The organism is Enterococcus sp. AZ156 (genome assembly GCF_051714165.1).
GTDB classification, from domain to species: Bacteria; Bacillota; Bacilli; order Lactobacillales; family Enterococcaceae; genus Enterococcus_B; species Enterococcus_B pernyi.
The window spans coordinates 214,001-238,862 of sequence record NZ_JBIORI010000001.1 but is presented as its reverse complement, the minus strand read 5'-3'; the positions used below and the strand labels follow the sequence as shown (position 1 = coordinate 238,862).

The 24,862-nt window shown below is 39.5% G+C and carries 20 protein-coding genes; 5 read left to right on the top strand and 15 right to left on the bottom strand.

The genetic code is table 11. The features are described from left to right. Position 1: 1 nt before the first annotated feature. The 8 genes from IGJ95_RS01155 to tgt form a co-directional block, all read right to left on the bottom strand. Positions 2 to 1,297 carry a TRAP transporter large permease gene (locus IGJ95_RS01155; protein WP_438761251.1) on the bottom strand — a complete coding sequence of 432 codons (1,296 nt, stop codon included), beginning with the start codon at positions 1,295 to 1,297 and terminating at the stop codon, positions 2 to 4. A gap of 10 nt (positions 1,298 to 1,307) precedes the next feature. Then, the gene (locus IGJ95_RS01150) at positions 1,308 to 1,787 is read right to left on the bottom strand and encodes a TRAP transporter small permease (RefSeq protein ID WP_010736585.1); all 480 of its coding nucleotides are present in this window, start codon (positions 1,785 to 1,787) and stop codon (positions 1,308 to 1,310) included. A gap of 3 nt (positions 1,788 to 1,790) precedes the next feature. Beyond that, positions 1,791 to 2,810, bottom strand: coding sequence for a TRAP transporter substrate-binding protein (locus tag IGJ95_RS01145; RefSeq protein WP_010736586.1), 1,020 nt, complete (start codon positions 2,808 to 2,810; stop codon positions 1,791 to 1,793). A 16-nt stretch (positions 2,811 to 2,826) separates the two neighbouring features. Next, positions 2,827 to 3,933 carry a beta-galactosidase BglB gene (bglB, locus tag IGJ95_RS01140; RefSeq protein WP_438761249.1) on the bottom strand — a complete coding sequence of 369 codons (1,107 nt, stop codon included), beginning with the start codon at positions 3,931 to 3,933 and terminating at the stop codon, positions 2,827 to 2,829. Positions 3,934 to 4,132: 199 nt separating this feature from the next. After that, positions 4,133 to 4,387 carry a hypothetical protein gene (locus IGJ95_RS01135; protein ID WP_010736588.1) on the bottom strand — a complete coding sequence of 85 codons (255 nt, stop codon included), beginning with the start codon at positions 4,385 to 4,387 and terminating at the stop codon, positions 4,133 to 4,135. 278 nt (positions 4,388 to 4,665) lie between these two features. Continuing rightward, the gene (gene adhE, locus IGJ95_RS01130; RefSeq protein ID WP_019722420.1) at positions 4,666 to 7,263 is read right to left on the bottom strand and encodes a bifunctional acetaldehyde-CoA/alcohol dehydrogenase; all 2,598 of its coding nucleotides are present in this window, start codon (positions 7,261 to 7,263) and stop codon (positions 4,666 to 4,668) included. Positions 7,264 to 7,577: 314 nt separating this feature from the next. Beyond that, positions 7,578 to 7,955, bottom strand: coding sequence for a preprotein translocase subunit YajC (gene yajC, locus IGJ95_RS01125; RefSeq protein ID WP_010736590.1), 378 nt, complete (start codon positions 7,953 to 7,955; stop codon positions 7,578 to 7,580). Positions 7,956 to 8,048: 93 nt separating this feature from the next. After that, the gene (gene tgt, locus IGJ95_RS01120; RefSeq protein ID WP_153829964.1) at positions 8,049 to 9,194 is read right to left on the bottom strand and encodes a tRNA guanosine(34) transglycosylase Tgt; all 1,146 of its coding nucleotides are present in this window, start codon (positions 9,192 to 9,194) and stop codon (positions 8,049 to 8,051) included. A 206-nt stretch (positions 9,195 to 9,400) separates the two neighbouring features. On the opposite strand from tgt, the gene IGJ95_RS01115 reads away from it, so the two are divergent. Further along, on the top strand, positions 9,401 to 10,093 hold the full coding sequence (locus IGJ95_RS01115) for a DUF975 family protein (protein WP_023518956.1): 693 nt from the start codon (positions 9,401 to 9,403) through the stop codon (positions 10,091 to 10,093). 64 nt (positions 10,094 to 10,157) lie between these two features. Here IGJ95_RS01115 and IGJ95_RS01110 read toward each other — a convergent pair whose 3' ends face one another. Beyond that, a complete protein-coding gene (locus IGJ95_RS01110) occupies positions 10,158 to 12,818 on the bottom strand; it encodes a calcium-translocating P-type ATPase, PMCA-type (protein WP_010736593.1) in 2,661 nt (886 codons plus the stop codon). A gap of 569 nt (positions 12,819 to 13,387) precedes the next feature. Then, entirely contained in the window at positions 13,388 to 14,419 is a 1,032-nt protein-coding gene (gene queA / locus IGJ95_RS01105) for a tRNA preQ1(34) S-adenosylmethionine ribosyltransferase-isomerase QueA (RefSeq protein WP_438761247.1), read from the bottom strand. A gap of 261 nt (positions 14,420 to 14,680) precedes the next feature. On the opposite strand from queA, the gene IGJ95_RS01100 reads away from it, so the two are divergent. From IGJ95_RS01100 to IGJ95_RS01085, 4 genes are read left to right on the top strand one after another with little or no spacing between them, the layout of a single operon-like run. After that, positions 14,681 to 15,850 carry a betaine/proline/choline family ABC transporter ATP-binding protein gene (locus IGJ95_RS01100; protein ID WP_023518953.1) on the top strand — a complete coding sequence of 390 codons (1,170 nt, stop codon included), beginning with the start codon at positions 14,681 to 14,683 and terminating at the stop codon, positions 15,848 to 15,850. A gap of 3 nt (positions 15,851 to 15,853) precedes the next feature. Further along, positions 15,854 to 16,495 (top strand): ABC transporter permease, encoded by a 642-nt coding sequence (locus IGJ95_RS01095; RefSeq protein WP_010736596.1) that lies wholly within the window; start codon positions 15,854 to 15,856, stop codon positions 16,493 to 16,495. Next, complete coding sequence (locus IGJ95_RS01090; RefSeq protein WP_096081316.1) at positions 16,492 to 17,409, top strand: osmoprotectant ABC transporter substrate-binding protein; 918 nt, start codon at positions 16,492 to 16,494, stop codon at positions 17,407 to 17,409. The genes IGJ95_RS01095 and IGJ95_RS01090 overlap by 4 nt, the downstream gene beginning before the upstream one ends. Positions 17,410 to 17,414: 5 nt before the next feature. Further along, positions 17,415 to 18,077: an ABC transporter permease gene (locus IGJ95_RS01085; RefSeq protein WP_062806264.1), complete on the top strand. Its 663-nt coding sequence runs from the start codon at positions 17,415 to 17,417 to the stop codon at positions 18,075 to 18,077. A gap of 318 nt (positions 18,078 to 18,395) precedes the next feature. Here the strand turns inward: IGJ95_RS01085 and IGJ95_RS01080 are convergent, their stop codons facing one another. The 5 genes from IGJ95_RS01080 to IGJ95_RS01060 all read right to left on the bottom strand — a co-directional run bounded on the left by IGJ95_RS01080 (position 18,396) and on the right by IGJ95_RS01060 (position 24,859). Next, complete coding sequence (locus IGJ95_RS01080) at positions 18,396 to 18,632, bottom strand: type II toxin-antitoxin system PemK/MazF family toxin (RefSeq protein ID WP_010736600.1); 237 nt, start codon at positions 18,630 to 18,632, stop codon at positions 18,396 to 18,398. Then, positions 18,632 to 18,853 carry a type II toxin-antitoxin system PemI/MazE family antitoxin gene (gene mazE / locus IGJ95_RS01075; protein ID WP_010736601.1) on the bottom strand — a complete coding sequence of 74 codons (222 nt, stop codon included), beginning with the start codon at positions 18,851 to 18,853 and terminating at the stop codon, positions 18,632 to 18,634. Before mazE ends, IGJ95_RS01080 begins: the two co-directional genes overlap by 1 nt. Before the next feature lie 164 nt (positions 18,854 to 19,017). Beyond that, entirely contained in the window at positions 19,018 to 20,841 is a 1,824-nt protein-coding gene (locus IGJ95_RS01070; RefSeq protein WP_010736602.1) for an APC family permease, read from the bottom strand. Positions 20,842 to 21,141: 300 nt separating this feature from the next. Further along, positions 21,142 to 23,847, bottom strand: a complete 2,706-nt coding sequence (locus IGJ95_RS01065; protein WP_062805853.1) for a YhgE/Pip domain-containing protein — start codon at positions 23,845 to 23,847, stop codon at positions 21,142 to 21,144. A 649-nt stretch (positions 23,848 to 24,496) separates the two neighbouring features. Continuing rightward, positions 24,497 to 24,859, bottom strand: coding sequence for a type II toxin-antitoxin system PemK/MazF family toxin (locus IGJ95_RS01060; RefSeq protein WP_019722700.1), 363 nt, complete (start codon positions 24,857 to 24,859; stop codon positions 24,497 to 24,499). Positions 24,860 to 24,862: the final 3 nt, after the last annotated feature.

Genomic DNA, 24,862 nt, shown 5'->3' with positions numbered 1-24,862 from the left:
TTTATCCTAATAGATCCGGTAACCACATCACGATTTTGGGGAAATACGTAATCAACAATAAAACTGTTAATATGACACCGTAAAATGGTAACAGCGGCTTCAACATCGCTTCTGCTTTAACTCCACCAACACTCGCTCCTACATATAGTCCGGTACCTACTGGTGGGGTAATGGAACCGACACAAAGATTCATGATCGAAAATAAGCCATAGTGGACTGGATCGACACCAACACTTGTCGCGATCGGCAAGAAAATCGGCGTAAAAATCAAAATCGCTGGCGCGACATCCATAAACATCCCAACAAGTAACAAAATGATATTGATCAATAATAAAATAATGAAGCGATTATCAGTGACTCCAATGATCAGACTGCTGATTGCTTGAGGTATCCCAGTAAATGCCATAGCGAATGACATCATGGAAGACGTCGCTAATAAAAACATGATCGTTCCCGACATCGCCACGGATTGTACCAACATCTTTGGTATATCTTGTAGTTTCACTGTCTTGTAGAAGAACATGGAGATCAATAAAGAATACAATACCGCAATCGCAGATGCTTCGATAGCTGTGAAGAATCCTGTTAAAATACCACCAATGATGATAACGATCAAAGCTAAACTTGGGATTGCTTCTTTTAACACTTTTCCGACTTGCTTCCCTTGTCCTTTTGGTACTGTCGGATATTTATTTTTCTTCGCCACTACAAATGCAACGAGCATGATTCCTAACGACCACAAAGCTCCCGCTAAATAGCCACCCATAAATAGAGCTGAGATCGAAGCGCCTCCGGCAACTAAAGAATACATGATAAATGCTGTACTTGGTGGGATCACCATCCCTGTAGGTGCCGAAGCAATATTGACTGCTGTCGCAAATTTACGATCGTACCCTTCTTCGACTTGTTGCGGAATCAGCACGCCCCCAATCGCTGTCGAAGCAGCAATCGCCGAACTGGAGATTGAGCCGAACAATGCGTTTCCTAAAACATTCGTATGGGCCAAAGACCCAGGGATCCGACCAACAAACAACATAGCAAAATCAACTAATTTTTTAGCAATCCCACCATGGTTCATAATGATTCCTGAAAAAACGAAAAATGGAATGGCAATCAATGAGAAACTATTGATACTCCCGACCATTTTTTGCGCAGAACTAAACGCTGCGACATCAAAGGGAATCACTAATAACAACGTGAGCATCGATGAAAAAGCGATACTGATTGCAATGGGCATTCCAACAATCAATAAAAAGACAAAAACAAAAAATAAAATTGCACCTGCTTCTAAAGCCATCAAATTCCTCCTATCCCTTTTCCTGAACGACAGACTTCCTATTCATTGCTTCAATCAAATTGATCAAACTGTAGATAATGATCAAAACACCTGATACCGGCACCGATAAATAGACATAGCCCATCGGAATCCCTAATGAAGGGGAAATTTGCCCCATCGTCAATGTCACAGCATTCCAACCACCATAAACCATGATCGTGATTGCAAAAGCCAGAAAAAGACACTGAACGACGATCTCCAATACATTCGCTTTCTTACCAGTCAGTTTCTCACTTAACAGTGTAACTGCTAAGTGCCCTTTTTGACCCACTACATAAGCGGAAGATAGCATCGCAAACCAGACTAATCCAAAACGCACTAATTCTTCTGTTACAGTATTTGGATTACCCAAAATCGTTCGCGAGAATACTTGCCACAAGACAATGATGATCATACCGATCAACAGACATGCTCCTAGAAATTCTAACAGCCGACTGATTCCTTTTTTCATCGATTACACCCCTTCTTCTTGGATCATTCGGTAAAGCGTCTGAAAATCCGGATGATTTTTGAATTCGTCATGCAACGGTGCGACTGCTTCACGAAATGGCGTATTGTCCACTTCATTGAACTGGACGCCATATTCTTCCGTTGCCACTCTTTTTTCTTCTTCGATTGCTTGAGCGAATGCTTCGATTTCAAAAATCGTTGATGCTTTCGCCGCTTCTTCGATTGCTTGTTGTTGCTCAGCAGTCAAACGTTCTTTGATCGCATCGTTCATGATGATGATATCCGGTACTCGTGTATGCTCATCATAGGAATAATACTTGGCTACACCACCATGCCCGGCTGTATACAAAACAAATTCATTGTTCTCTGATCCGTTGATCAAGTTTGACTGTAGCGAAGTATATACTTCGTCACTGCCCATCGGCACAGGTGATCCACCTAGTAGTTCCACCATTCTAATGGCCGTTTCACTTTGCATCACGCGGATTTTTTTCCCTTTTAGATCATCCGGTGTGTGGATCGGGCCATCGACCATATAAAAACTACGTTGCCCTGAATCATAATAGGTGAGACCAGAAAAACCTAAATCTGTCGTTGATTGATAAATGGGTGGCATGATCTCTTCGTTCTCCATGACATTGAAGAAATGTTGCTCATCATTGAACAAGTAAGGAACTGAAAAAATCGAATAGACTTTAGAGAAACTTTCTAACGCAGAAGCACTGACTTTCGTAAAATCAATCGCACCTGATTGAGTCAGTTCGATCAATTCACGTTCTCCCCCCAATTGACCATCAGGAAAATATTTTACTTTGACTGAGCCAGCTGTTTTTTCTTCTACTAACTCTCCGAATTTATTCATTGCATCAATGACTGGCTGACTATTACTGGCATAAGCAAAACGTAAAGTGATCGTTGCTTCTTCCTCTGCATTTGCGACAACACCAACACTTGACTGACTACTACAACCACTCAAACCGATGATTCCCAGTAAACAAAAAGCAAAAGCAAGTGTTTTTTTCATTTTTTTCTCCTTTCTATCAAAAATACGACACAAGTAATTCTGTCAGACATAATACAAGTAACGATTGGCCATAAGGCATCGCTGTCTTGCCAATCGTACGGTAAAACTCTAAATCATCGCCCATCCCTGTACCTACCGAAACATTTTGAACTTCGCCAGTTTCATCTACTTGCTCAAGCAACCCTTGGATCGCACGATAGGCGGTTTCTAAATATTTCTTTGGCAAGTAGCGCTCATGCACTGCTTTTAAAATACCGTAAGCAAAACCTGCTGTCGCAGATGATTCTAAGTATGAGGTTGGATCATCGATCAAGGTATGCCATAAGCCACTTTCTGATTGCTGATCTGCTAAGGTTTGCACTTGGGCTTCTAGCGTTTCTATTAATAATTTACGGAAAGCATCTCCTTCTTTCAGTTCCAGAATCGCGATGATTTCAGGAATCGCAATCGTCAACCAACAATTTCCCCTTCCCCAAAATGCTTCCGCATAATTATGATTACCTTCAAAGGTCCACCCGTGGTACCAAAGACCTGTACGTTTATCCATCAAATATTTGATGTGGATCATAAATTGGTATCTGGCTTCCTCTAGGTATTCTGGACGATCTAGGAGCTTACCGATTTTGGCTAATGGCAAAACCGTCATCATCAAGGTGTCATCCCACAATTGATTCTTATTTTCCGGTCCATATGTAGCGTGCTGTAATCCGTCTTCCTCTGTCCGAGGCATATCATTCATGACCCATTCCGTCCATTGCTTCAAGTAAGGCAAGTAGCGTGTATCACCTGTCTCCTCATATAAATACGCCATCGTGAGGATTGGTGCCATCGTATTGACGTTCTTCGGCGGTGCGCCTTCTTGCATCCGTGCTTCAAACCATTCCTTCACCACTTCCGCCGCACGAGGATTTTTAGTCAACTGATAATTTTTGTAGATACCGTATAGCCCTACACCTTGTGGCCAGTTCCAAATAGACCAACTTTTGTCATCCACCTTTAACCCATCAAAATCCAATAAAAATTCACCTGAATCATCGTTGATCGTCGTCAAATTCTCCACTAATCGGTCAATCGTTCCTTCTACAACTTCTTTCTGTACAAATAGTTCCTCTTTAATAATCAATTTCCCCTCTCCTTTTTAAACGCTTTCATTCTATGCTGTTAATATATCAGTAAACGCTTTCTCAATAAATAGCATCATTTGAACAAAAACTATCTAAAATTGACATAACGAGATTATTAATGGGTTTTCTGTAAAAAAGAGCCCTATCAAAAGAAAAACCATGACGCCTACCGCTCGTCATGGCTTCAAAATCAACCGTTTATAAAAATGTATACACCATAAAAAATGGCAAACATGCAAGTAAAGGAAACCAAAAGTAGTTCTTACGAAAACCCAACTCGCTATTTTCCTGATTCGCTCGCATGCGATCCCCTGAAACTGCTGTGCCAGAAAGTGCAATTCCGATCAAAAGTAACCCAATGCCAATGTTACGTAAGATTTCTCGTTCCAAAAGAAAGGATAGTCCAAGAGAAACGACACACGCAATCAACAAAGTAACAATATATTTCTTCAAGATCTCATCTCCTTTTTTATAGAAAAATAGTAGCATAGCATATTCATCAAAATACCTATTATTCGAGTTATCTAATACTTCTTTTTTTAGATATTAGAAAAAAAAGCTACGACATTTTTCTCTTCTAACAACATATTGAGCGATTCTACAAAAATTATTTCCGGAAATTCTTCTGGTGTATCGCTTGATAGACATTATCTTAAAAAGAAAAAACAACGAACCAAGTGAGAAGATTCTCTCATGCTTGATTCGTTGTTGGGACAACTTTTAGTTATGAATTACGCATTATATGCGTCGATAATGATTTGTTTCAACTCACTGATCAATGGTTCTTTTGGATTGGCTGTTGTACATTGATCTTCATACGCTAATTCAGCCATGCGATCAACTGTTGTGTCTAATGTTTCTTGCGTCACGCCTTGCGCTCTCAAGCTCATGTCGATACCAACAGATTTTCCTAAGTCGCTAACAGCTGTTGCCAATGCTTCTACAAGCTCTGCTGTTGTTTTCCCTTTCAAACCTAAGAACTTCGCGATATCCGCGTAGTCTGTATCCGCACGGAAGTAGTCATATTTAGGGAACATCGCATGTTTTTGTGGATCTTTCGCATTATAGCGTATGATATGCGGCAATAGGATCGCATTTGTACGTCCATGAGGGATACCGTATTCTCCACCGATTTTATGCGCAACTGAGTGACAAATTCCTAAGAAGGCATTGGCAAAGGCCATACCAGCCATTGTTGACGCATTATGCATTTTTTCGCGTGATTCCATATCTGGTGTTTTCACTGATTTTTCCAAGTAGTCAAAGACTAATTTGATTGCTTGTAAACTCAACCCACGAGTGTAATCAGAAGCCATCACAGAGACATAAGATTCGATAGCATGTGTCAATACATCCATACCTGTATCCGCTGTAACAGAAGCGGGAACTGACATCACAAATTGTGGATCAACGATTGCCACATCTGGTGTCAATGCGTAGTCAGCTAATGGATATTTCACATGTGTTTCGCTATCTGTGATTACTGCGAATGGTGTCACTTCTGAACCAGTTCCTGATGTTGTTGGGATACATACAAACTGTGTTTTTTCAGGTTTGTCGATTTTATACGTACGTTTACGGATATCTAAGAATTTTTGTTTTGCGCCAAAGAATGAAGTATCTGGGTGCTCATAGAACATCCACATGCCTTTCGCCGCATCCATTGCTGATCCGCCCCCAAGAGCGATCACTGTATCTGGTTTGAAGTCCGCCATCATTTTTGTACCAGCGTAAACTGTATTTGTTGAAGGGTTTGGTTCAACATCTGAAAAGATCTCGATTTTCACATCATTTTTACGACGTGCTAATACTTCTCTTACAGTGTCACAGTAGCCGAATTGGACCATACCTGGGTCACAAACGATCATGACACGTTCAACGTTTTCCATTTTTTCCAAGTAAAGCAAAGAATTCTTTTCAAAAAAGATTTTTGGTGGTAATTTGAACCATTGCATGTTATTTCTCCGTTTCGCTACAGTTTTGACGTTGATTAAGTTGACTGCTGATACGTTTCTTGAAACAGAATTCTTTCCGTATGAACCACAACCTAGTGTCAATGATGGAATCATTTCGTTGTAGATATTTCCGATTCCGCCTTCTGCTGATGGTGTGTTGACTAAGATACGGCAAGCTTTCATGCGTAGTCCAAATTGAACATGCAACTCTTCGTTTTCTGAATGGATGACAGCTGTATGCCCTAATCCACCAAGGTTCAACATTCCTTCACATAATTCGAAAGCATGTTCTGTACTGTTTGATTTGACCATTGCTAAAACCGGTGAAAGTTTCTCACGTGAAAGTGGATAATCAGGCCCTACGCCTTCTAATTCTGCCACTAATAATTTGGTTCCTTCTGGTACATTGATCCCTGCTAATTTTGCAATATCCATTGCTGAATGTCCCACGATTGCAGGATTTACAGCGTATTTACCTTCATTCATGACAGCATCTTCTAATTTTGAAAGCTCTGCTGGTTTGACGAAGTACACTTGGTGAGCTTGGAATTCTGCTTTTACGGCTGCATAGATTTCTTTATCTACGATGACTGCTTGCTCAGAAGCACAAATCATGCCGTTATCGAATGTTTTTGATACGATCAAGTCATTCACTGCACGTTTTACTTTTGCTGTTTTTTCGATATATGCAGGAACGTTACCCGGTCCAACACCTAAAGCTGGTTTACCAGTTGAATAAGCGGATTTTACCATGCCTGCGCCACCAGTTGCTAATACGATTGCAATTCCTGGGTGGTTCATCAACATTGAAGTCGCATCGATCGATGGATGCTCGATCCATTGGATACAGTTTTCTGGCGCACCTGCTGCGATGGCTGCATCACGAACGACTCTTGCTGCCTCAGCGGAACATTTTTGAGCGCTTGGATGGAAAGCAAAAACGATTGGGTTTCTGGTTTTCAAAGCGATCATTGATTTAAAGATTGTTGTTGAAGTTGGGTTTGTTGTTGGTGTTACGCCACAAACGACGCCGACTGGTTCAGCAATCTCAATCAATCCTTTTTGAGTGTCTTCATTGATTACTCCGACAGTTTTGTCATATTTGATACTGTTCCAAATATATTCTGAAGCATACATATTTTTGATTGCTTTATCTTCATAGATGCCACGGCCAGTTTCTTCGACAGCCATTTTTGCTAGAGGCATGTGCTGATCTAATGCAGCCATTGCCATTTCATGCACAATGTGATCTACTTTTTCTTGATCAAAACTTTCCATTTCTTTCAACGCAACATTTGCTTTTGTCGCTAAATCGTCGATCATCGCTTGTACATCAACAGTTTTTGTCTCTTCTTTTTCCATTATTTTAGCCATTATGTTCCTCCTACTGAGTCATGGTTATTTGTTAATTATTTCACATACACATCATACAACACTTTTTTTTCGATGTAAATACTTTTTTGTGATTTTTTTCACAGTTATATTTTTCTTTAGAAACAGTCCGTTCCACAAGAGAGATTATCGAGTGACCGCTCCATAATGGCAGATGTGATTTATTTAGCAAAGTCACACAAAAAAGACTGATCGCCTTCTTATCTCTATACGAGATAGGAATGACGACAGTCTTTTTGATAAAGAATGATCGAACTCCGTATACATTTAGCCCACGCGTGGCAAACAACCGGTGTCTATAATTCTTTTTCTTCTTTTTTCTCTTCAGGTGTTTCTGGAACTTCAACAGTTTCAATTACTTCTGGTTCTGTCGGTTCTTCTACTGGTGCGATTGGTGTACTTGTCATCGCGCCTGTACCTGGTTTTACCGTTTTGATGGCTGCTCGATCGTATTCTAAAAAGATCCCTTCGCAGTCTAAAACAACTGTACGATTTGTCTCGTCGATTTCTGAGACTACGCCATGAAGTCCACCGATCGTGACTACTTCATCGCCAGCTTTCATACTATCAAGCAAGTTTTGACGTTCTTGTTGTTGTTTCTTTTGTGTACGTGACATAAAGAACCACATCCCTAATAGGGCAACGAACATCACTAACATTGGTAATGAACCCATTTTTTTCACCTCACTAACTAAATATCTACACTAAACACTTTAGCAGAAAAAGGCGCTAGAAACTAGTTTTTTAACTAAATTTCACAAATCCTGCTAGAAACTTTTTGCGTTTTCTTTATTGAACCCATACTCTTCGAAAAAGGCTGCACGAAACTCTAATAAGTTATCATCCATAATCGCTTGTCGAACTTGTTTCATCAAGTTTAATAAGAAGTATAGATTGTGATAAGACGTTAAACGGATGCCAAATGTTTCATCACATTTGATCAAGTGACGAATATATGCTCTCGTATAATTTTTACAAGTATAGCAATCACATTTTTCATCGATTGGACGGAAGTCCCGGGCATATTGCGCATTTTTTACGACTAATCGTCCTTGCGATGTCATACATGTTCCGTTACGAGCGATTCGGGTTGGTAGAACACAGTCGAACATATCGACTCCACGAATCACGCCATCAATCAATGAATCCGCAGCTCCTACCCCCATCAAATAACGTGGCTTATGATCTGGGATCAATGGCGTCGTAAATTCTAAGACACGGTTCATCTCAGCTTTTGGTTCACCGACAGATAAACCTCCGATGGAATACCCAGGGAAATCCATACTGATTAAGTCTTTCGCACTTTGTTTACGTAAATCTTCAAAACCAGCTCCTTGGATGATACCAAATAATCCTTGACGATCTGGATTCGCATGAGCTTTCAATCCACGTTCTGCCCAACGAGAAGTTCGTTCAACTGATTTTTTCACATAATCATAGCTCTCATCAAATGGAGGACATTCATCAAAACTCATCATGATATCAGAACCTAATTTATTTTGGATGTTGATGGCTTTTTCAGGAGACAAGAACATTTTTGAGCCGTTCAAGTGGTTTTTGAAATGCACACCTTCTTCAACGATGTTACGCATATCACTTAATGAGAAGACTTGAAATCCACCAGAATCAGTTAAAATCGGCTGGTCCCAATTCATAAATTTATGCAAGCCACCTGCTTCTTCGACCAAATCTTCTCCAGGACGAAGCCATAAATGATAGGTATTACTCAAAATCACGCCTGCACCCATTTCTTTTAGTTCTTCAGGCGACATAGTTTTAACGGTAGCTAGTGTACCCACAGGCATAAACATCGGCGTTGGAAAAGTTCCATGGGGAGTAATCAATTCACCAAGGCGGGCGCCTGTATGTTTTTCTTTTTTTATTAAACGATAACGAATGGCAGATTCTGTCATTCAATTCCCTACTTTCTTTTATAGAATCGCGTTTGCAACTCCCACCATCATAATCTTTTCAACTACTTTTTGCAAGAGCTTCTCTTTTTTTATAGTTCTTTTTAACCTGCTTTTTTTGCGAACCTTTCAATAATGAAAGAGTAATCCCTGAGCTAATTCGGCCCTTCTTTGATATACTAAGGGTATCAAAAAAAGGAGTGAAGTGTATGGTATCTTCTGGGGAACTAAAAAAACAAGCAAAGGATAGCTTAAAGGGACGCTGGGGGCAAGCAATTTTGTTGAATCTGATTCCAACATTGATCACAATTGCTATTATTCTTATTTTAGCTTTGCCTACCGCTTTACTGATTGCATCGATGCAAGACAGTAGTTCAATACAAGAAATGGTGAATGGCTCAAGTAGCAGTAGTTCAGGTGGAGGGATCGTTTCTACGATCATCAGTGCATTATTCATGAGTGGGATTTCTTGGACCTATTTAGACATTATCCGTGGGAAACGAACAACGATCGAACCATTCAAAGATGCTTTCCGAGGTTTTTCAGGCGTATTCTTCGGTGGCGTTCTATTGTTAGCACTAGTGACAACAATTTTCACTACGTTATGGGCATTGCTTTTAGTCATTCCTGGGATCATCAAAGGGTATGCCTATTCTCAAAGTTATTTCATTTACTATGATGTCGTAACAGAAACAGGTGAAAAACCAAAAATCCTTGATACGATTACAGCAAGCCGTAAATTGATGGATGGCTACAAAGGAAAATTATTCTGGTTAGACTTATCGTTTATCGGATGGCACATCTTAGCAATTGCCACAGTCGGTATCGGTTATCTATGGTTGAATCCATACATCACTGCAACTAAAGCTGCTTTTTACGAACAATTACCAAAACAAGTTTAATCAGCTTTTTCACCATAATAAAAAGGATTGGAAAATCTCCAATCCTTTTTTGGTGTTTATTTTTTTACATTTCAGATTCTGGTGCTTCTACTGTCTCTTCCTCATCTGGCAATTGGTGGAACTTGATCAATTCATTGACCCCAATCGGTATGAGCGACAAGATTCCTACTAAGAACCAATGATTCAAACTAATATGAACTAACCCAAATAATTCTTGCGTGAATGGTAATAAAGCGACTGCTGACGTGATAAGAAGGGAAAGAATCGCCATTTCCACTAACGATTTATTCGTTGCTAAGTTCACTTTGAAAATCGATTGACTACTACGAACATTAAAGACATGAATGATCGAAGAGTAAGCCAATACTAGAAATGCAACGGTTTGGCCAACTTCTTGACTAGCATCAACCCAAGGGCTGATCGTATCGACGAAGCTTCCTAAGTAGTAACCAAATAAAGTGACTACCGTAAATATTCCTGCATTGATGGCAATTTTCTTCATTAGACCACGAGCGAAAATTCCTTCATTTTTAGGAATTGGTGCTTCATTCATGATCCCTTCCTCTGCTGGTTCTCTTCCTAGAGCGAAACCAGGTAGTCCATCAGCAACAACGTTTACGAACAACAGTTGAACGGCTGTAAATGGTGCCCCCCAACCAACTAACATCGCAATCAATACGATAAAAATCTCAGAGATATTACAGCTTAATAAGAAGTTGATCGCTTTTCGAATATTTTGATAAACGGAACGTCCTTGGCTAACTGCATCTACGATCGTAGCGAAGTTGTCATCGGTCAAAATCATGTCAGCGGCACTTTGCGCTACATCTGTACCGGTGATCCCCATCGCACACCCAACGTCACTCGCTTTCAATGCTGGCGCATCGTTCACACCATCACCTGTCATTGCGACCACAGCACCTGTTCGTTGCCATGATTTGACGATTCGGATTTTATCTTCTGGGGTTACGCGAGCATAAACGGATAAATCTTTTACTCGATCATCCAACTCTTCATCAGATAACGCACGGAGTTCCGCACCTGAAAGAGCTTCGTTACTATTGGTCAAAATTCCCAATTCTTTGGCAATCGCACTGGCAGTGACGACATGATCCCCAGTGATCATCACTGTTTTGATACCAGCTTTTTTCGCACGCTTGATAGCACCTTTACTTTCAGGACGCGGCGGATCGATCATACCGATCAAGCCAATCAAACGTAGATCTTTTTCTAAAGCTTCTGAAGTGATTTCTTGTGGTTTTTCGTCATACGTTCGATAACCTACTGCAATTACACGTAAGGCACGTTTCCCAAAACGGTCGTTGACCACTTCTGCTTGTTCAACGTCTCCAGACGTAAATTTTGGTGCTAAGACATCAAATGCGCCTTTAGTGATAGAGATATACTTATCACCCATTTTATGGACAGTCGTCATCATTTTTCGATCAGAGTCGAATGGAAGTTCGTCAACCCTTGGGTATTTTTCTTCTAATTCTTCTTTTGTATGATAGTTTTCCTCAACTGCACGTACAATTGCTGCTTCCGTTGGATTACCTTTGACGATCAATTCATCGTCCTCTTTTTCAACCGTCACATCTGTACATAATGCAGCCATTTTTAAAATTTCCATCGCGCTATTTGTCATTGAATCTTCGACATCTGTTACCTCATCTTCTTTACTCCACACACGACGTACGCGCATCCGGTTTTGTGTCAGTGTACCGGTTTTATCCGAACAGATGACATTCGCAGTACCGAGCGTTTCAACAGCTGGCAGCTGACGAATAATCGCATGTTTTTTCGCCATTTTCTGTACACCATAAGCAAGTGTCAATGTAACGATAACAGTTAATGTTTCTGGTACTGCGGCAACAGCTAAGGAAATCGAAGTCATGAACATTTCAAGTAACGGTTCCCCTTGAAGTTCACCAATCAAAAAGACTAAAGCAGCAGCTGCTAATGCAATCACACTGATTCGCTTCCCTAATTGATTCAAACGGACTTGTAGTGGTGTTTTCTGCATTGTATGGTCATTTAATAATCCGGCGATTTTTCCCATTTCGGTCTGCATACCAATCGCTGTGACGATCGCTTTCCCACGACCAGCAGCAACGGTACAACCTTTAAAGACCATGTTCAATTGGTCACCGAGAGAGTCATCTTCTTGACTTATGTAACCTGCGTCTTTTTCGACAGCCTCACTTTCACCGGTTAGAGCTGATTCTTCTACACGTAATTGTGATGTTTCAACTAAGCGAGCATCCGCAGCAATCGCTGATCCTGCTTCTAATACCAGCACATCCCCGACAACTAGATTCTCAGCATCTACTTTTTCTACTTTACCATCTCTGAGGACCGTAGCGGTTTGTTTATTCATATCTTGTAGGGATTCTAATGCTTTTTCTGCATTACCTTCTTGAACAATCGCTAGAACTGAATTGATGATAACAATCGCAATGATCAAGAGTCCTTCGAACAGGTCTCCATGTTCAGTTGCAAATGCGGTGTAAAATGAAATGACTGCGGCAACTAACAAAACAATCGTGGTGAAATCTGAAAGACTTCGTATAAATTTTTTGAAGAGTGATTCTTTGGGGGCTTCTTCGAATTGATTTTTGCCTTGTTTTTGACTTCTTTCTTTTGCTTCAGTCATCGACAAGCCTTGATCTATATCTACTTTTGTTTCTTCTGCTATTTCTTCTATTGTTTTTTTGTAACTATCCATCCTATACCTCCTTTAAAAATCATACGTTATGTATAACGCACTATTTTAGTATAACATCATTTTTTTAATTAATTCAACTATATCGCATATATATATGAAGAGAAATATTTTAAAATAATCAATACATATCAATTGCAAACGCTACCAAAACGTGGTATGATTTAACCATAAGGAAGGAGGAAAAGACAAATAGATAGAAGAATTTCTCGATAGAGTAGTATAAGCAAATAAAGTTGTTAGAAGTACAAGTTTCACCTTAACGAGCATGTGAAGTAACCATTATAAATAGCGAATGCGTATGATTGTTTGAAACGAAAATCGTTCAAAAAAAGAAGTAGTGGGATACGTAACAATTAAATAACATGAACATCTGAAAATTGAATAGGAACAAGAGATGATTCAACTGTTGAAGATGTAAAGAAAACAAGATTTTTTGTTTATCAAGAAGAAATTCAACACCGTACTTTGCATGTTCTATGGAAAGTTACACTAATTCTATTTATTTGTTTCCTTCCGAAGCACAAAAGCCCCGACTAATCGAGAGTCGGGGTCTTTTTTATCTTAAAAAGTTACTTTACAAACATCGCATCTCCAAAACTGAAGAAACGGTAACGTTCATCGATGGCATGTTGATAAGCTGATAATGTTAATTCTCTACCAGCAAACGCACTGACTAGCATCACTAAAGTGGATTTTGGCAAATGGAAATTCGTAGAAAAAGCTTCAACTACTTTGAACTCATACCCTGGCGTAATAAAGATATCAGTCCAACCACTATCTGCTTTGATCTCCCCATCAAATTTCGTACCAATCGTTTCTAATGTGCGGATTGAAGTCGTTCCTACTGCCACGATTTTCCCGCCATTTTGGCGAACTTGATTCAAACGAGTAGCAGCTTCTTCGGTCAAACGATAAAATTCACTGTGCATTTCATGCTCTTCGATTTTATCGACACTCACTGGACGGAAGGTTCCTAGACCGACATGCAGTGTCAAATACACAAGCTCCACGCCTTTTGCTTTGATTTCATCTAATAATTCTGTCGTGAAATGTAAGCCAGCAGTTGGTGCAGCTGCTGAGCCATTCTCTTCTGCATAGACAGTTTGATAGCGATCTGGATCTTCTAAACGTTCTTTGATATAAGGCGGTAACGGCATTTCGCCAAGCGCTTCTAGATTCTCTAAGAAAATCCCCTCATAGGCAAACTCAATGATTCGTCCACCATGATCCAGCTCTTCTTTCACAACTGCTTTTAAACGGCCGTCACCAAAAATGATCTCTGTCTCTACTTTGGCACGTTTGGCTGGTTTGATCAGTGTCTCCCACGTGTCACCTTCTGTATTGGTCAAAAGCAATACTTCTAAGTGGGCACCCGTCTCTACTTTTTCACCGTATAAGCGCGCAGGCAATACGCGTGTATTATTCATCACTAACGCATCACCAGGATTTAATTCCTCAATGATTTCATGGAAATGTTTATCCATCATCTCACCTGTCTTACGGTCAACTACAAGTAATCGGGAATGATCCCGGTCTTTTAATGGTGTTTGGGCAATCAGTTCTTCGGGTAACTCAAAATCGAAATCTTCTGTTGTTAACATATCGTCACTCACTTTCTCTGTTTGGCCCTTTTATTTTACCATTTTATGCCGACAATGCCAAAAAGCAAAAATCTTATCCTTCCATTCATTTATGATTGGTTGCGTTATCTTTTCAGCTATATTTTATTTATAATTTCAAAAAACGCCTACTAGTCTAGTTATTTGTATAGTAAATAAATCATCAAATTTGTATTCCTTAGTTATTTTAGGCATACTATTATAAGAACATTCTTTATGGAAAAGAAAAGAAGAGGTGCAATGATGATCGAATTTCAGAATGTATCAAAAATTTATAAAGGTGGAAAAGTCGCGGTCGAGAACGTCAATATTTCTTTTGAAAAAGGCGAATTCATCTGTTTTATCGGTACAAGTGGTAGCGGAAAAACCACTACGATGCGAATGCTTAACCGCATGACAGACCCGACAGAAGGTCAGATTTTGATTGATGGAAAGTCGATCCAAGAAATCAATCCCGTTGAACTCCGACGACAAATCGGCTATGTGATTCAAAGTATCGGTTTGATGCCTCACATGACGATCCGGGAAAATATCACTCTTGTCCAAAAATTATTGAAGGTCAGCCAAGAAGAACGGAACAAAACAGCAGATAAAATGATCGACCTGGTGGAACTTCCTCGTGAAATGCTTGATCGTTACCCACATGAATTATCTGGTGGTCAACAGCAGCGTATCGGTGTCGTTCGCGCGTTAGCGGCGAATCAAGACATCATTTTGATGGATGAACCTTTTGGAGCATTAGACCCTATCACAAGAGATTCCTTACAAGATTTAGTCAAGGATCTGCAAGAACGTCTAGGAAAAACCATCGTCTTCGTGACACATGATATGGATGAAGCAATCAAATTATCCAGTCGTATCGCGATCATGAGTGAAGGTAGAGTCATTCAATTTGATACGCCACAAAATATTTTACGCCACCCTGCCAATGAATTTGTCGAAGAATTGATCGGTGAAGATCGCTTACTTCAAGCCAAACCAGATACCACAAAAGTAGGCGAAGTCATGCTGAACCAAGCCATCACGATCACGCCAGAAAAATCATTGCAAGAAGCCATCAAATTGATGCGTGAAAAACGCGTCGATACGCTTTTAGTGACGGATAATTCAAATACCTTAAAAGGATTTATCGATGTTGAAACAATCGATAAGAAACGTGGAAAAGTCTCGAGTGTTGGCGATATCTTGAACAAGGATGTTTTTTATGTAAAACAATCTGCTTATTTACGTGATACCTTACAACGAATCTTAAAACGTGGTTTAAAATATGTGCCAGTAGTTGATGAACAAAATAAAGTCGTTGGTATTTTAACTCGAGCCTCTCTTGTCGACATCGTCTATGACGTGATCTGGGGCGAAGAACCATCGCTTACTGATGCAATTGGTACGCCATCTGAAACAAAGGAGGTTTAACCAATGGCCGAATTTTTTCAACAACATGGCGCTGAGATCCTCTCAAAAAGTCTCGAACATCTCTATATTTCAGCAATTGCATTGGTCATCGGGATTGCCGTTGCTGTTCCTTTAGGTGTTCTTTTGACGCGTTTTCCTAAAGTCGCAACGATTGTTATTGGACTGACCAGTGCGTTACAAACAGTCCCTTCTCTTGCCCTATTAGCACTTATGATTCCTTTATTCGGTGTCGGTAAATTGCCTGCAATCATTGCCCTATTTATCTATTCCCTTTTACCTATTTTAAGAAATACCTATATTGGGATGAAAAATGTGGATTGGAATTACCGCGATGTCGCAAAAGGCATGGGAATGACAAATATCCAATCGATTTTTTCTGTCGAATTGCCGATCGCTATGCCGACGATCATGGCAGGTATCCGGTTAGCAGCAGTCTATGTGATTGCATGGGCAACCCTCGCCTCTTACATCGGCGCAGGCGGGCTAGGCGATTTGATTTTTAGCGGTTTGAATAATTATCAACCCGATTTGATTTTCGCTGGAACGATCCCTGTAACGATCTTAGCATTGCTTGCAGATTTCTTATTAGGACTATTGGAGAATCGGTTAACTCCGATCGCATTGAGGGAGGAGAATGACGAATGAAACGAATCAGAAATAGTGTCGTTCTCGTATTGACCGTCTTATTACTTGCAAGTTGCTCCTTCCCAGGATTGGCAAGTAATACTGATGAAGATACGATTTCTATCACCGGTGGGATCACTTCTGAAGCTCAGATCATTGCCAGTATCGTTGCTGGGATGGTTGAACACTATACGGAAAAAAATACGACGATCATCAATAACTTAGCAACGACGACGATCAATCATCAAGCAATGATGAACGGCGACGCGTCTATTTCTGCCGCTCGCTATACAGGGACGGATTTGACTACTACCCTTAATTTACCGCCTGAGAAAGATCCTGAAAAAGCATTTGATATCGTAAAACGTGAATTTGAAAAAAGGTATGATCAAACCTGGTTTCCTTCTTATGGGTTCGAGAACACCTACGTTTTTCTTGTTCGCAAAGATACTGCGGAAAAATACAATTTAAAGAAAGTCAGTGACTTGAAAAATGTCGCCGATGAGCTTGTCGCTGGAGTGGATACTTCCTGGATCAATCGTAAAGGAGATGGCTATGACGGCTTCAAAGAAACATATGGCTTTTCATTTGATTCCATCTTGCCTATGCAGATCGGTCTAGTCTATGACGCTGTAGAAGCTGGGAGAATGGATATCGTTTTAGGTTATTCGACAGACGGACGTATTGCTAGTTATGATCTAGTCATGCTAGAAGATGACTTGAGTTTTTTCCCACCTTATGACGCTGCACCGGTTGTAGATAATCAACTATTAAAAGATACGCCGGGTTTAGCAGAAGCATTAACAAAATTAAGGAATACGATCAGCACTGAAAAAATGCAACAATTGAACTATGAAGCAGACAATAATTTGGTTGAGCCTTCTGTCGTCGCAGAACGCTTTTTAAAAGAAAACCAATACTTTGGAGGGGAGTGACGATGATGGAAAACATGAATTGGCTTGAACAATTTATTTATTATTTTCAAGAGAATGGTACGTATGTCTTTTCACAGTTCCTACGTCACTTTCTCATTTCGATCTATGGCGTACTTTTTGCAGCAATCGTCGGTATCCCCGTTGGTATTCTCATTTCACGAAAACGTAAGTTAGCCAATTGGGTGATCCGTTTTACAAATATCATCCAAACGATTCCTTCTTTAGCGATGGTTTCGATTTTGATGATTGGTTTAGGTTTAGGGGTCAATGTCGTGATCGTCACGGTGTTCTTGTATTCGCTATTGCCGATCATCAAGAACACGTACACTGGAATGATCCAAGTCGACAAAAATATCCTTGATGTCGGTAAAGGGATGGGGATGACAGCCAGCCAACGTCTCTTTATGGTAGAACTACCGCTATCTGTGTCAGTCATTATGGCAGGCATTAGAAATGCTTTAGTCGTTGCCATCGGGATCACCGCCATCGGTGCCTTCGTCGGAGCTGGCGGACTAGGAGACATCATCATTCGTGGGACAAATGCCACAGATGGTACGTCGATCATCTTAGCTGGAGCCTTGCCAACAGCCTTCATGGCAATCATCACCGACTGGGTCTTAGGGATCATCGAACGCCGTTTAGACCCTGCGGCAAAGCATTCAAGATGACGAACATAGAGAATCCATATTGAACCCAATGGATTTCTATTTTTAAATAGTTGAAAACACCACCAGTTCAAGAAATAAATTCTTGATTTGGTGGTGTTTTTTTATTTGAAATTCATATAGATAGTCATTGACTGAATCTTCTGGTATGTACAGTTCTACATAAACTATAAATAAATGAGTTGCTACTCACTCTGACAATAATGACGAAAAATCAAACACCATATCAATGATTTGCGCCACTTCACCTAATTCAGCCAGAGTGGCTTTCTCTACGAAGCGTATATTTCTCTGCTTTTCCATAAAATCAAATATTTTGATTTAAAAAGGATTGATATATCCTTGTAGTTTATGCCTCTTATCTAATGCAATATGGTTTTTATATTTCGTATCAGTAATTGGACAAACCGCACACATTCCTGTTACTGCATTATAATGGTTCGCACTGACAACAATTGCAGGTCTTCTTTTTTTAATCTCTCTACCTATACTGGGATTGAAATTAATAATCACAAAATCGCCTTGTTTAGGCGTATAGCCATTAATAGTATATGCCATTAAATAATTTCCTTTCCTACCAGTGAATCCTCAGGAAAACCAGCACGTGCATCAATTGTTTCATCATTTTCAAATGCTTCATCAAAAATATTTTTTTTCTTTTTTATAAACGTGATTGTATCGTCTTCTCCCTTAACAGCACTATACTCAACATTTTCTTCTATGCCAAATTTAGTAGGTACAGTTAAAACAATCGCATTACCTTGTTTCCTAGTCTTCATAATCTTCGCCCTCCATTCTATCTATTATCATCATAATATAAATACAACGTGAATACATTTTTCGTAAAATTGAATACCCAACCCAATTTCATGTAACTATAAAAAAACCTTAGAACACCAAAGTGCTGTTCTAAGGTCAAAAATTGTTACTCGCTATCATGTAATTATTTTTTCAAATGATAACTATACGTACTTACGACGATATTTTCACGCCAAGAAAGACGTAAACGCAATCTCAGACTCGTCTGATTATGCAAGATATTCTGCCATCTGCGATTTGGTACAAACTGTGGAATCAATACGGTCGTCGTATAATTTTGTTTTGCAGCATTCTTGCTGACTATGTCCACATAACGCAAAATCGGATTTTGAATCGACCGATAAGAAGAATGGACGATTGAAAGACGAACATCTGGAAAATGCTTTTTAAATTCTGCTTGGATCTCTTTTTCCTTTTCGATATCCTCATCTAATGAAACGTGCATAGCAACAACATAATCACCAATCGAACGCGCATAATTCAACGCTCCGGTATTTACCCGCGTAACGTTCCCTACAAGTACCAAAACCGTATTTCCTTCATACTCGTGTAAGTTTACTTCGTCTTCTAATCGAAGTTGTTCTGCTACTTTTTTATAATGATCATGAATTTTATAGAAGACGAACATGACGATTGGCATGATGATGAAGAACGGCCAAATATCCCCTAAGCGGTAAACAAATAAAATTGCAATGATGGCATAAGAGATAAATGCACCCGTAATATTCGCAATTGATTTCGTCCACCACTTTTTGCCTTCTTTTTTCCATTTGATGACCATTCCTGTTTGCGATAATGCAAAGGGGATAAATACACCAATGGAATACAATGGAATCAATCGTTCAGTAGAGCCATTGAAAATAAACAATAGCACAATCGACCCTAATGCAAGCGTGATGATCCCATTTGAGTACCCTAAACGATCACCACGATCTTGGTACATATGAGGCATGAATTTATCTTTTGCTAAGTTATAGGCTAATACTGGAAAGGCAGAAAACCCTGTATTTGCTGCCACTGCCAAAATCAAAGCTGTCGCAAATTGCAAGATATAATACAAGATCCCATGTCCAAAAACAGCTTGTCCGATTTGGGAAAGAACAGTTACTTCTTTTTCAGGAACGATTCCATACCAATAGTTGATAAACGTGATCCCTACAAAAAAGAATCCTAAGATCAATGCCATCATCGTCAAGGTCATCGCTGCGTTTTTCGCCCGTGGCTTTTTGAAGAACGGTACTGCATTACTGATTGCCTCTACACCAGTCAATGAAGAAGAACCAGAAGAAAAAGCCCGTAAGATCAATGCGACGGAAACCCCAGGGACAACTGCACCAGGCAATGCTGTTGCTTGTAATGGTACTGCCCCAGTCACAATATTAAACAAACCAACGACAATCAATAAGGAGATGACGAGAATAAATGTATAGACTGGGAATAGTAAAAACGAAGCTGACTCTCTCAGTCCACGTAAGTTCAACATCATCAACAAGAGGACGATAGTCACTGAAATCGCTACTTGATGCCCATATAGAGCTGGTATAGCAGAAGTAATCGCCTCTGCACCGGCTGAGACGGAAACCGCAACAGTCAGCATATAATCGATCAATAAAGACCCGCCCGAAATCAGTCCAGCATTTTTACCGAGGTTCTCACTACTAACAACGTAAGCCCCACCCCCGTGTGGATATGCGTGAATGATCTGCCGATAAGAAAGAGTTAATGAAATCAATAAAATAATAACAAATGCAGCAATTGGCAATGAATACCAGATCGCAGCAGCAGACAACGCCACTAATACCACAACGATTTGTTCTGTTCCGTACGCAATCGATGACAACGCATCGGAAGATAGTAGTGCTAACGCAGCAAACCTTGTTAATTTATGCTCGTCGTTTTCCGCCGACTTCAACGGCTTCCCTACTAACAACCTTTTTAAGTAATCCAATTTCTATGCTCCTTTACACACCTTTTCCCCTACGAATTACAGGTGTCATTTTTTATAGTAAACAAGATGTTATAGTACGCCCTTGACCTTTAAATGTCAACAAAATTCGGGAAAAATATCGATAGAAAATCCCCATATTTTTTTAATTCATTTTTAGAGTGATTTCCATAATTAAACCACTTGCTTTCTCTGGTATAGAAAAAAGACGAGCTTAGGAAAATAACGTTATCCTAAACTCGTCTTCACTTAAAAACTGAGACTTCAAACCTTTACGAGAAACGAATAGATGGCATCACGTTTCTAGTGGAAGATTCGACTTTCATGCGCAGCTTCTTTGAATTTCTTCATTTTTTCACTTACAAATGGATAGGATACTGTACCAACGATTCCTACGACAATAAATATGCCGACTAATATCAAAATCGCATGTAGCGCATTTGGCCAATAGATACCACCAGCTGATTCACGTAAGAGGTTGACTGCATGAGTAAATGGCAAGAAAGGATTGATCATTTGGAAAAATTTCCCTGAAACTTGAATTGGATAGTTCCCACCACCACCAGATATGGACAAGACAAGAATAATGATGGCTATCCCTTTGCCGACATTGTCAAACAGTGCTGCTAAAACATAGACGATCATCATAAATGACAAAGCAATCAAAACAGCAAACAGTACACTGTAAACTGGATTCACTACATACACACCAAGCAAGAACATGTTCCCTAAAGTAACGATCAAGCTTTGAGCGATCGCCATCGTCAAGAAGGTCAACATGCGGGCGCCAAACTGTTCCCGTTTTGTATAGTTTTTACGCGCTTTTTTATCTAAATAATAATCTGTTGTAGCGACACTTGAAAGTAAGACCGCACCTACCCACAAACATAGCGCAGTATAGAACGGTGTACTTGCTGATCCATTATTAGGGATTGGATACAACGAATTAGTTTGCAGTTCCACAGGCATCGTAAAGAATTCACTTTCCTTTGTCGCATCTAATTTCAAGAGTTTGATGACTTCCCCAAGATCAACCTCTTCTTCTCCTTTACGGATCGTGTCTGCGGCTTTTTGGATACCAGCTTTGATGTTTGGCCAGTCGTTCGTGATCAAGTCTGCCGCAGCATTCACTGCTGTTTCGACTTCTGGCATTTTATCGTTGACGGTGGTCATTGTGGTATTGATTTCATTTTTGATCGTTGGCCAATCATTTTGGATAAAATCAGCAGCTAAACCAAGTTTCTCTTCTAATACAGGTAAGTCGTTATTGTATAGGTCAGCTCCCTTATTGATTCCATTTACGATCGTTTCCATATTACCATTTAGCATCGTATTTGCATCATGGACCTCTTGACCGATTGCAGGCATTTCTTTTTGATATTTCTCTAAGATCGCCACCGCATTTGTCACGGTTGCTTTGGTTGAATTTAATAGCGAATCAAAGTCGATTTGATCTGCTTTACTCAACGCACCTTGCGCCGTACTGATCGTATCGATCACTTGAGTCAAGATTGATTCAACGGTGGTGCTGACTTCATTTACATTGATACTACTGATCAATCTGTTGACAGAATTAGCAGCAGCTTGTACTTCTTCTAAAAGGCTAGTAACTTGAGAAACATCTCCTGCTTGAACAGCTTCATTTAATCGTGTTAAACGATTTTGTAAATCAGTTAATACTGGTTTAACACTCTTCAATGTATCAATAATAGGTTGTAGTTTTGTATTACCAGCGTTGGCTTGTAAATCTTCCAAAAATGAAATCAACTTGTCAGTTGCTTGTTGTTGCTCATTAATACTGTTGATAAAATTAGTTAACAAGTTATTGATATTCGTTTTTTCATCATCTGTCAATTGCCCATCTTTGACAGCATTTTCGATTGTTTTCGCTAATGAACCTGTTGTGGTCGCTACTTGCCCAATCGAATCTAACGTCGTCTTCACGCTTGTCGTGATACCTGGTACTGCTTCTTTTAATTGTTCAGCGCCCGTTTTGGTATCCTCTGCGAGATTCTTCGCTTGTGATTCTAAATTTTTCACATCAGGTAAGATGTCTTGGACTTGTTGGATGATGGTCAATCCTTGTTTTGCTTCCTCGATCCCTTGATTCATCGTTTCTTCGATTGATGAAAAATCGTTGTCGATTTCAGCAATTTGTCGTCCAGCATCTTGGATCTCCGGGATTTTTTGTTGAAGGTCAAGAATGATTTTGGCTTGTTCCTTTAATTCTGGCATTTTATCGTTCAATTCAACGACCTTTTGTCCCATCTCATCCACTTCTGGGAGATAATCAACAAATTCATTTGCTTTCGCTAATTTGTCTTTGATATCTGGTAGTTGTTTTTGTAGATCAAGTACTTGTTGGGTATAGCCATCGATCGTATCTAAGTTTTCATCTGTTGATAAAATCATTGATTTTACTTTATTGATACTTACCAGATTTGTATCGATATCGTACCCAATTTCATTAAAGACTTTTAGTAAAGTTTCGCTCGCCGTCCGAATAAATTCACTGGAGATTTGTGATTGGATCGTAGATGCACCTTTATCTGTGATTTTTGGTGCAATGGCATTGATTTTTTCATTGACTGTATATTCAATTTCCGGCTTTTTGATATCACCACTCGTAAAGCTTAATAAATCCTCCGAGAAATTCTCTGGCAAATAGATACCAGCATAATACTCCCCAGACCGTACACCGTCTTCTAATTCTTTTTTAGAGTCAACAAACTGCCAACCTAAATCTTTATTTTCATGTAATGATTTCAGTACTTCTTTTCCGATGGCAACGTCTTGTCCTTCAAACTCAGCCGGCTTGTCTGCACTATAAACAGCAATCGGTAATTCCCCTGTATTGCCATAAGGGTCCCATAATGCTTTGATATTGAACCAAGCATATAATGAAGGAATGATCATAATTGCGATGATCAAGAGAGTCGCAACAGGATTTTTAAAAATTCGTTTCCAATCAAGTAAATATAAGTTTATTGTATTTTTTATTGATTTCATATTCATCACCTTTTTTTGTTTCAGCTGCATCACTTTATCATGAAAACCATACGATTTTCAATCCTATTTTCAATCCAGCAACTAATTTTTTGACAGTTAAATCAAACTGTCCGAATGTTGTCATCTTTTGCTTAATAAATAATTAATCTTCTTTTATCCACTAGTCCACTATCAAATGTAGCATCCCGATAAATTTTTTATGTGTAGTCAAATAAATCTGTTATAAAAAGCTTACCATAGTTTCTAAAAAAATGTCTAAATTGGTTACTCATAAAATTATAACCTTATTTTCAATATATATATTGTTATTTTATAAACCATATCTTCCGATAGAACTGGAAAATCCGGCAAAACTGAACCACACAAACAAAAAAAGGCACGACAGCCAGAGGTCGGGATCAAAATGTTTAGCTTCGAGAAATAAGGCACCATCCACGAAAATTATTTTTCAAATTTTTGTGGATGGCGCCTTATTTTCGAAGAGGTTACTTCTGTTCCCGCCGTTTATTCGGTTTTAGGTGGTGCGATAGGACGAATGTCCCAGACCATTGAAGTTCCTCTTTTTTGTTGTTGCCAAGCGCTGAATCGCGCAATGATTGACTAAACACACGGTGCTATTTTTTATGTATAAGCGTGCTGTTTTTGTCTTTTATTTTGACACTGGGACAAGCGCTTCGATACCAACACTGATTTTTAATGCACGATCGACATCTAACATGATCGATCGTTCCAAATGACAGACTTTTTCTTTTAATCTGGACTTATCAATCGTTCTGATTTGTTCAAGTAAAATGACTGAGTCTCTTTCGATCCCTGTTCCGGTCGCTTTGATTCCTATATGTGTGGGCAATTTAGGTTTCGCCATTTTCGCAGTAATTGCTGCTACGATGACCGTTGGACTAAAATGATTACCTAAATTGTTCTGAATCACTAAGACCGGTCTTGTCCCACCTTGTTCTGATCCTACCACCGGAGAAAGATCAGCAAAATAAATATCTCCTCTTTTTACCATACG